The 4,275-nt window shown below is 75.8% G+C and carries 5 protein-coding genes; all 5 read left to right on the top strand.

Annotated elements, in window-relative coordinates:
• Nucleotides 1-652 (top strand): PucR family transcriptional regulator (locus tag AC2CJA_RS24790; protein ID WP_484604908.1); only part of this gene is annotated, 652 nt, incomplete at its 5' end.
• Between the two features lie 72 nt (nt 653-724).
• Entirely contained in the window at nt 725-922 is a 198-nt protein-coding gene (locus AC2CJA_RS24785) for a DUF3099 domain-containing protein (protein ID WP_484604907.1), read from the top strand.
• A gap of 170 nt (nt 923-1,092) precedes the next feature.
• Nucleotides 1,093-1,944, top strand: coding sequence for a hypothetical protein (locus AC2CJA_RS24780; RefSeq protein ID WP_484604906.1), 852 nt, complete (start codon nt 1,093-1,095; stop codon nt 1,942-1,944).
• Nucleotides 1,945-2,045: 101 nt separating this feature from the next.
• Nucleotides 2,046-2,903, top strand: a complete 858-nt coding sequence (locus AC2CJA_RS24775) for a (2Fe-2S)-binding protein (protein WP_484604905.1) — start codon at nt 2,046-2,048, stop codon at nt 2,901-2,903.
• A 272-nt stretch (nt 2,904-3,175) separates the two neighbouring features.
• Nucleotides 3,176-4,210, top strand: a complete 1,035-nt coding sequence (locus tag AC2CJA_RS24770) for a DUF2637 domain-containing protein (RefSeq protein WP_484604904.1) — start codon at nt 3,176-3,178, stop codon at nt 4,208-4,210.
• The last annotated feature ends 65 nt before the right edge of the window (nt 4,211-4,275 follow it).

Raw genomic sequence — 4,275 nt, 5'->3', positions numbered from 1 at the left:
GGTGACGGCCGGCGGGGAGGCCGTCGCGCTCGTTCCGCTTCCGGCGGCTCACGGACGGGAGACCGGTACGGAGGAGGACGGCGCGGAGGCCGCCGGTGCGGGGAACTCCGGGCCGTCCGGGCCGCCGCCCGCCGGGCCCGGGGACGCGTTCGCCGCCGGCGCCCTGCTCGACTCCCTGCGGGGCCCGCTGGAGCACGGCCTGGACGGCCCCGGTGGCCCCGGGGGACGGCTGACCCTGGGCGTCAGCGCCGCCGTCCACTCCCCCGAGGGCCTGCGCGGGGCCCTGGAGGAGGCCCGTCACGCCCGGCGCGTGGCCGCCGCCCGGCCGGGGCGGGTCTGCGCGGCCGGCCACGAGGAGCTGGCCTCGCACGTCCTGCTGCTGCCCTTCGTGCCCGACGACGTGCGCCGCGCCTTCACCGCCCGGCTGCTGGACCCGCTGTACGAGTACGACCGGCGCCACCGCGCCGAGCTGGTGCCCACCCTGGAGGCGTTCCTCGACTCCGAGGGCTCCTGGACGCGCTGCGCCGCCCGCCTCCGTCTGCACGTCAACACCCTGCGCTACCGGGTGGGCCGCATCGAGCGGCTCACCGGCCGCGACCTGTCGCGGCTGGAGGACAGGGTGGACTTCCTCCTGGCCCTGCGCATGCGCTGAACCCCCGCCCGAACCGGCGTCCGGACCCGTCGGACCGGCCCGGTCCCGTTCCACGCGTCCTGCGCTGGAGGGGTGTACGCGCCCAGGCGGCACCGCTACTTCGTGCTGATGGGTCTGTGTCTGACCCTCTTCGTCGGCGCGTGGGCCTTCGTGCGCCCGTGGTCGGTCCCGCCGGCGATCGCGATGTGCGTGGTGGCCACGGTCATCCCGCCGGTCGCGGCGGTCGTCGCCAACCGGCGCGAGCCGGACGACCGCCGGTGGGACGAATGACCGCGGCGGCCGGCCGAGTATCTCCCGCCCGGGGTGTGTCAAGAGCTGACCAAGATTGTGAAGCCGTTCACACTTACCCCTTGGCGGAGCCCCGGTGTTCGTGCTGGGATTCGCTCACATCCGGCTCGACAGCGCGCTTGGTTGGGGAGGGCACTGTGGCGGAGACCGCCATGTCACGTTCGGTACGGCTGGAGGGCGCGGGATCGGGCGGGGGGCCGGGTGCGGACACGGGACCGGAGGCGGAGGGCGGTCCACTCGACCACGCGGTGTGGCGGCTGAGGTCGCGCGGCTGCTGGGAGGACGCGGCCGCGCTGCTGGAGCCGGAGGTGGCACGGGAGGACGCCGGGGCGGCGCTGCGGCGGGCGGGGCTGCTGGTGGAGTGCTGCATGTTCACCGCCGACGGCTGGGAGCGCGCCGAGGAGGCGCTGCGTACGGCCGAGGCCATGGCGGCGACGGACGAGGAGCGGGGCGCGGCCGCCTGTGAGCGCGGTCATCTGGCCTACGCGGCGACGGTGCTGGCCGTACGGGACCGGGCCGACGAGGCCCGCGCCGCGCTGGGACGGGCCGCCGCGCTGCTGCCGCCCGACTCACCGCGGCGGGCGATGCTGGACTTCCGCCGCGGTCTGATGACCGAGCGCTTCGGCGACAGCCCCCAGGCGGCGCGGGCGGCCTACCGCCGGGCGCACGCCGCCGCCACCGCCCAGGGGAACGCGCTGCTGTGCTCCTTCACCTGGCGGCATCTGGCCGGGCTGGCGCTGCGCGGCGGCGAGCTCGCCGAGGCGCGGCACGGTTTCGCCGAGTCACTGCGGCTGCGCGAGGAGCTGGGTTATCTGGTGGGCATGGCACCGGCCCTGGCGGCCCTGGCGGACGTCCAGCCGGAGCCGGAGGCGGGGCGGTTGCGGGCCGAGGCGCGGCGGCTGTTCCGTCTGCTGGGCGGGGTGCCGAGCTGGCTGGCCGGCCGGCTGGAGGAGTGCGGGGGCCGGCCCCCGGGGCGAGGGTCCGCGGGGGATCCCGGGGAGTGACGCGCGCCACTCGCGCGGGCGGCGGTGTCGCATCACCGATCACGTGGGCTAAGGTAAGCCTTACCTGTTATAGCCGTCGATTCGGTGGTACCCGCATGGCCATGTGCACCCTCGCTCCCGCGCCCGGCACGCCCGCCGCGCCGTCGCCGCTGGCCGCCGCCTACGGCCGTCTGACCGAGGTCCTCCCCAGCCTGCGGGTCACCGAGGTGCCGGGGACCGGGCACCTGCCGCGCGGCGGCGGCTGGGTCCGGGCGGCGGAGCTGGCCGAGGGCGGCTCCGTCCTGGACGCCTTCCTGGCCCGGGACGACGAGCAGGTGCGGCGCGACTACGGCCGGCAGGCCCGGCCCGACGTGGTCGCCGGCTTCGGTCTGCACCGCTATGCCTGGTCGGTCTGCCTGCTGGTGACGCTCCCCTGGTTCCTGCACCGCCGGGTCCCGCGCGTCCCGGTGGGCTCGGTGGCCTACGACCGCGCCTCGGGCCGGCTGGCGGTGTGCGCCGAGGAGTTCTCCTGTCTGCCCGACGACCCGGCCGCCGTGCTGTCCGGCGCCCGTGTCGTCCACAGCGAGGAGGCGCTGCGGGCGGCCGTGCGGGAGGCGGTGGCCGAGCACCTCGGCCCCGTCCTCGAGGCGTTCCGGCCGCGCATGCGCCGCGGGCCGCGCGCACTGTGGGGCATGGCGACGGACGAGATCGCCGAGGGCCTGTGGTACGTCGGCCATCTGCTGGGCGAGGAGCGGCGCGCGATGGCCGAGGCGGAGCTGCTGCTGCCGGGCTCGGTCGCCCCGTTCCCGCGGGGCGCCGCCTTCCGGGAGCTGTCCGGTCCGGACGGCGAGAAGTACCCCACGCGGGACCGGGCGAGCTGCTGCATGTTCTACACGCTGCGCCCCCAGGACACCTGCGTCACCTGCCCACGCACCTGCGACGCCGACCGGGTGGAGCGGCTGAGCGCCGCGCGCGGCTGACCCGCCGGCCGGTCCCGCCGGCCGGAATCCGTGAGCGGCCCGGCCGAACGGCCCGGTTCCCTCCGGGGATTCGAGCGTCCGGCCGGTAACCGGCAGCGATTGCGGCTCGCTACACTCCTGTACGCACGTTCTGGCCACCTTCGGCGGTTCCTCGGGCCCAAAGGCCCTGCCACGCGATCTTTTTTCCGCCAGGATGCTGCGGGTCAACCAAGCCGACGCGAGCACGGCGGGGCCGTCTTCACGGCACACCGCCAGGCAGGGGACATCCCCGGATGAGACTGACGGACATATCGATGAACTGGGTGCTGGCCGGTGCCGTACTGCTCGTCGGCGCCCTGGTCGCGGTCGTGTTGATGAGCCGTGGAAACGGACGTCACAGGACCGAGGAGGACCAGGGCGCGGACTCCTGGGAGCGCATGGAGGAGCGCCGCCGCCGCAAGGAGACGGTCTACGCCATCGCCTCCTACGTTCTGCTCTTCTGCTGCGCGGGGGTCGCCGCCGCCCTCTCCTTCCACGGCCTGGTGGGATTCGGCCGGGAGAACCTGGGCCTGTCGGGAGGCTGGGAGTTCCTGGTCCCCTTCGGCCTGGACGGCGCGGCGATGTTCTCCGCCGTCATCGCCGTCCGCGAGGCCAGCCACGGTGACGCCTCCCTCGGTTCACGGCTGCTGGTGTGGCTCTTCGCGGGCGCCGCGGCGTGGTTCAACTGGGTGCACGCCCCGCGCGGCGACGAGCACGCGGGCGCCCCGCAGTTCTTCGCGGGCATGTCGATCGCGGCGGCCATCCTCTTCGACCGGGCTCTCAAGCAGACCCGGCGCGCCGCCCTGCGTGAGCAGGGTCTGGTGCCGCGTCCGCTGCCGCAGATCCGGGTGGTGCGCTGGCTGCGCGCGCCGCGCGAGACCTACGCCGCCTGGTCGCTGATGCTGCTGGAGGGCGTGCGGACGCTGGACGAGGCGGTCGACGAGGTCCGCGAGGACCGCCGTCGCAAGGAGGAGGAGCGGGCCCGCAAGCGCGAGCAGCGGAAGCTGGAGCGGGCGCGGCTGCGGGCGATCAGCAGGCTGGGCCGCGGCGCCGACGCGCAGCAGGTGGAGCTGGAGGTCAGCGCGGGTTCCCCGCAGCCCGTCCCCCGGCCGCGCGCCGCGCTCCGGGCGGCCTCGGACGACTCCGGCGGCGCGCCGGGCGCGGACGGGCTGCGCAAGGTGGACCCGCCCCGCCCGGCGGACTCGTTCGGTTCCGAAGAGAGCCTGACCAGTCCCCGGCTGGACTCGCTGGAGGCCAAACTCGCCGCCATCGAGAAGCAGTTCGGCTGACCTTCCTCCGGCTCCCCCCGCCCCCCGGCCGCGGCCCGGGGGGGGGGGGCGGCCCGCGGGGGCGC

The sequence above is a fragment of the Streptomyces sp. ATLC9 genome (assembly GCF_057196705.1).
Note: the sequence above shows the minus strand (reverse complement) of the source record. Positions and strands in the feature narration are given on the sequence as shown.

Excerpts from the sequence above, each read along its gene's own strand:
- AC2CJA_RS24780 (WP_484604906.1), top strand. The coding sequence starts at position 1,093 with ATGTCACGTTCGGTACGGCTGGAGGGCGCGGGATCGGGCGGGGGGCCG.
- AC2CJA_RS24775 (WP_484604905.1), top strand. The coding sequence starts at position 2,046 with ATGTGCACCCTCGCTCCCGCGCCCGGCACGCCCGCCGCGCCGTCGCCG.
- AC2CJA_RS24770 (WP_484604904.1), top strand. The coding sequence starts at position 3,176 with ATGAGACTGACGGACATATCGATGAACTGGGTGCTGGCCGGTGCCGTA.